The 3,135-nt window shown below is 66.3% G+C and carries 3 protein-coding genes and 1 pseudogene; 3 read left to right on the forward strand and 1 reads right to left on the reverse strand.

Annotation, left to right across the window (positions count from 1 at the left end; genetic code table 11):
* The 3 genes and pseudogenes from MK313_RS18025 to MK313_RS18035 all read left to right on the forward strand — a co-directional run.
* Window positions 1-306 (forward strand): annotated as a pseudogene (locus tag MK313_RS18025) (hydroxymethylglutaryl-CoA lyase); the annotation flags it as partial.
* 2 nt (window positions 307-308) lie between these two features.
* A complete protein-coding gene (locus MK313_RS18030; protein ID WP_287783598.1) occupies window positions 309-1,712 on the forward strand; it encodes an SLC13 family permease in 1,404 nt (467 codons plus the stop codon).
* A 29-nt stretch (window positions 1,713-1,741) separates the two neighbouring features.
* Entirely contained in the window at window positions 1,742-2,176 is a 435-nt protein-coding gene (locus MK313_RS18035) for a DUF1489 family protein (RefSeq protein WP_287783601.1), read from the forward strand.
* A 2-nt stretch (window positions 2,177-2,178) separates the two neighbouring features.
* Here MK313_RS18035 and MK313_RS18040 read toward each other — a convergent pair whose 3' ends face one another.
* Window positions 2,179-2,697 (reverse strand): hypothetical protein, encoded by a 519-nt coding sequence (locus tag MK313_RS18040; RefSeq protein WP_287783604.1) that lies wholly within the window; start codon window positions 2,695-2,697, stop codon window positions 2,179-2,181.
* Window positions 2,698-3,135 lie beyond the last annotated feature (438 nt).

Genomic DNA, 3,135 nt, shown 5'->3' on the forward strand with positions numbered 1-3,135 from the left:
GAAAGGCTGGCGGTGCATTTCCACGATACCTACGGCCAGGCGCTGGCCAATATCTATGCCGCGCTCGATCTCGGTGTTGCCGTGCTGGACAGCTCGGTCGCCGGGCTGGGCGGCTGCCCCTACGCCAAAGGGGCCAGCGGCAATGTCGCGACCGAAGATGTCGTCTATATGCTGAACGGGCTGGGCATCGAGACCGGGGTTGATCTGGATGCGCTGGTCGATGCCGCGCTGTTCATCTCGCAGGCGCTGGGCCGGCCGCCTTCGTCCCGGGTGGCCTGCGCGATCTCCGGCAAGCGGGCGGCCTGAGCATGGCGCCTGCCCTGAGGCAACGCGCGCCGGCCCTGCTGGTGCTGGCGGCGGCGCTGCTGGTGCTGTTCCTGCCGGCCCCGGAGGGGGCACCCGCCGGCTTTTCCGCCGCCGCCGCGCTGACCATCTTCGCCATCGGCTTCTGGGCGGTCGGCGCGCTGCCGGAATATCTGACGGCGGTGTGCTTCTTCCTGCTGGCGATGATCTTCAAGGTGGCGCCGGCCAATGTGGTGTTCTCCGGCTTCGAGGCCGGCGCGCTGTGGCTGGTGTTTGGCGGCCTGATCATCGCCGCCGGGGTGCAGCGCACCGGGCTCGGCCGGCGCATCGCGGAGCTGCTGGTCGGCAAGCTGGCCGGCTCCTATCCCCGCATCATCACCGGCGTGGTGCTGGTGTCGCTGGCGCTCGCCTTCCTGATGCCCTCCACCATGGGGCGGGTGCTGCTGCTGGTGCCGATCTTCCTGGCGCTGGCCGACCGGATGGGGTTCGAACCCGGCAGCAATGGCCGTACCGGCATGGTGGTGGCGGTGGCGCTGTCCAGCTTCCTGGGGCCGGCGGCGATCCTGCCGGCCAACGTGCCAAACAATGTGCTGGCGGGCGCCGCCGAGGCCTATCACGGCCTCACCATCACCTATTTCGATTATCTGCTGCTGCATTTCCCGGTGCTGGGTGTGTTGAAATCGGCGCTGCTGGTCTGGCTGATCTGCCGCATCTTCCCGGACTGCGTGCATGCCGAGCTGCCGCCGTTGGGAGAACGCACGAAGCTGAGCGGCGAGGAACGCAACCTCGCCATCATCCTGGGGCTGGCGCTGGCCTTCTTCGTCACCGACACGCTGCATGGTATCTCGCCGGCCTGGATTTCGCTGGCCGCCGGCGTGGCCTGCCTGCTGCCGATGATCGCCATCGTCACGCCGCAGGGCTTCCGCACCGATGTGCAGATGGGGCCGCTCTTCTATGTCGCCGGCATCCTCGGGCTGGGGGCGCTGGTGGCGACCAGCGGCGTCGGCGATTTCCTGTCCCGGCTGCTGCTCGACGCCGTGCATCTGGAAGAAGGGGCGGATGCCTATAATTTCTTCGCCCTGTCGGCCATCGGCATGGTGCTGGGCATGGTGGCGACGATGCCGGGCATCCCTGCCATCCTGTCGCCGATTGCCGGCGACATCGCCGCCGTCACCGGCATGACGCTGGATCAGGTGCTGATGCTGCAGGTACTGGGCTTTTCCACCCTGGTGCTGCCCTATCAGGTGCCGCCGGTGCTTGTGGCGCTGCAGGTCGGCGGCGTGCCGGTCGGCCAGGCGGCCAGGGTCACCCTGCCGCTGGTGGCGCTAACCTGGGTGCTGCTGATCCCGCTCGACTATCTGTGGTGGGTGGCGCTGGGCGAACTGTCGCTGCCCAGCTTCCTTCTGTAGGGCTTTCTGTTATAGGGACCGGTCATTTCATGCCGCTCAATCTCATCAAGCTGTGCGTCGGCATCGACGAGCTTGCGGAACTGCGCGACTGGCAGGGCCAGCGTCTGGCGCGCATGCGGGCCGCCGGCGAGACGCCGCAGCTGCGCCATGTCACCCGCAGCTGGCCGCGCCGGGCGGACGAGGTGCTGGAGGGCGGCTCGCTCTACTGGGTGATCAAGGGCATCACCCGGGCGCGCCAGCCGATCGCCGGCTTCGAGGAGGTGCTGGACCCGCAGGAAGGCATCCGGCGCTGCGCCATCCTGCTGGCCGAGGAGCTGGTGGAGACCGAGGCACGGCCCTGCCGCGCCTTCCAGGGCTGGCGCTATCTGGAGGCGAAGGACGCGCCGGCCGACCGCAAGGGGGGCGGCGACAGCGACCTGCCGGCAGAGATGGAGGCCGAACTCCGCGCGCTCGGTATTCTGTAGCCCTATTTGGAGGAATGCTTGTAGGGCGAGACGGTGAAATCGACGATGCTGGAGCTGCTGCCGCTCGGCTGCAGGGTGATCGTCGCGATCCGGCCGCCGCGCGAATAGGTCATGGTGGTGACCGAGGAGCGCACCACGGTGATGCGCTCCCAGCTGAAATTCGGCATTTCGCGCTCGTAGAAGGAATACATCTCGGTCAGCGGATAGCTGGTGGTCAGCGCCAGGCGCCCGATCCAGCCATCCTCCGCCCCCAGGATGATGGTCTTGTCCAGATCCATGCGCGCATTCGCCGGGACCGGCACATCGCTGAACTGGGAGAAGGCCGGCGGCGGGGTCGGGCTGCCATTCTTGCTGTCGCCGGAGGTTGGCGCCGAGGTCCGCACCGTCTTGCTGCCGCCGCCCAGCGTATCGAGGGTGCAGCCCGAAAGGGCGGTGCCAAGGGTGAAAAGAGACAGGGCGAAAATGGTGCCGATGGAGCGACTGGCGGCACGGCTGGCGAAAAGGGCGGTCGGAAGGCGCATGCGTTTTGATCTCCTGCTCTTGCGGCCGGGCCACAATCCTGTTCGCTGGTTCGATGCGGCCTACTATACACCGTGGGTCGGCCATCATCATGCCTCAAATTGTAGAGAATTTTTCCCGGTGTAAAGAAAATGAAAATTGAGTCTGGACAAGCCGGACCAGCCTCTCTATATCTCCGCCCGCCACGGCGATGGCGGCCTTCTCGAAAGGGCGCTGCCGGGGTGGGAGAGAAAAAAACGCTTGCGCGATCAGGCATCTCTCTCTAAGGTCACTTCTCCGCTGCGGCGCAAGCCGCCTCGCGGAAAACGCCATCACAAATCGCTTCGGTGCGGCCGGCGCCTAATTTGCCGGGGGTGATGGTGTCGCTCATTGACAAGTGAATATTCTGAGAAGGGATGCGTGGGCGGCGGCCTGTATGAGGTTAGCTGTCTGTCGTATCC

This window comes from Oceanibaculum sp., assembly GCF_022449305.1.
Taxonomy (GTDB): Bacteria; Pseudomonadota; Alphaproteobacteria; order Oceanibaculales; family Oceanibaculaceae; genus Oceanibaculum; species Oceanibaculum indicum.